The 1275-nt window shown below is 73.0% G+C and carries 1 protein-coding gene; it reads left to right on the plus strand.

Annotated elements, in window-relative coordinates; translation table 11 throughout:
* Window positions 1-52 precede the first annotated feature (52 nt).
* Window positions 53-1275, plus strand: a 1223-nt coding sequence (locus AB0B63_RS32485; protein ID WP_357025888.1) for an acyltransferase domain-containing protein, incomplete at its 3' end; no start/stop codon positions are given.

Genomic DNA, 1275 nt, shown 5'->3' on the forward strand with positions numbered 1-1275 from the left:
GTTGCGGGATGGGGCGTTGGTGGTGGCGTTGCGGAGTTTGGCGATTGCGGAGGTGTTGGCGGGTCGGGGTGCGATGGCCTCCATCGGCCTGCCCGCCGAGCGGGTCCGCGAGCGCCTCGACGCGTACGACGGTCGGGTGTCGATCGCCACGGTCAACGGGGTGTCGTCGGTGGTGGTCTCCGGTGACCCGGACGCCGTCGACGACCTGGTCGCCACGCTCAGCGCCGAGGACGTGCGGGCCAAGCGGGTGAACGTGGACTACGCGTCGCATTCGGCGCAGGTGGAGCTGATCGAGCAGCGGCTGCGCGACGACCTCGCCGAGGTGTCGCCCCGGTCGTCGACCGTGCCGTTCTACTCCACGGTGACCGCCGGGGTGCTCGACACCGCCGGACTGGACGCCGGCTACTGGTACACCAACCTGAGGCAGACCGTCCGGTTCGAGGAGACCACCCGGGTGCTGCTCCGGGCGGGGATGCGGGTGTTCCTGGAGTGCAGTGCGCACCCGGTGCTGACCATGGGTGTGGAGGAGACGGCCGCCGACGCGGGGGTCGAGGTGGCCGCCGTCGGGTCGCTGCGCCGGGGTGAGGGTGGGCTGCGTCGCTGGCTCACCTCGCTCGGTGAGGCGTTCGTCCGTGGGGTGCCGGTGGACTGGTCGTCGGCGCTGCCGGCGCGTCCGCGCGTCGAGGTGCCGCTGCCGACGTACCCGTTCCAGCGCCGCCGCTACTGGATCGACGCGACCAGCGGGGCGGCCGACGTGGCGTCGGTGGGTCTCGGTGCGGCCGGGCACCCGCTGTGGGGGGCGTCGGTGTCGATGGCCGAGTCGGGTGAGGTGCTGTTCACCGGCCGGATCTCGCTGGACACCCACCCGTGGTTGGCCGACCACGCCGTCAACGGCACCGTCCTGCTGCCCGGGGCGGCCTTCGTCGAGCTGGTGCTGCACGCCGGTGACCACGTCGGCCTCGCCCACCTGGAGGAGCTGACCCTGCACGCCCCGCTGCTGCTCGCCGAGCGCGCGGCCGTGCAGGTGCAGCTGCTGATGACCGCCGCCGACGAGTCCACCCGGCGTACCGTCAGCGTGCACTCCCGGGCCGAGCACGCCGAGGTGGACCTGCCGTGGACCCGGCACGCCACCGGCGTGCTCGCCGACACCCCGGCCGCCGCCGACTTCGACCTGGTGGCGTGGCCGCCGTCGGGTGCGGTGCCGGTGCCGACGGCGGGGTTGTATGACGAGTTGGTGGTGCAGGGGTACGAGTATGGTCCGGTGTTCCAGGGGGT

It is taken from the genome of Micromonospora sp. NPDC049081 (assembly GCF_040648835.1).
Lineage (GTDB): Bacteria > Actinomycetota > Actinomycetes > Mycobacteriales > Micromonosporaceae > Micromonospora > Micromonospora antibiotica.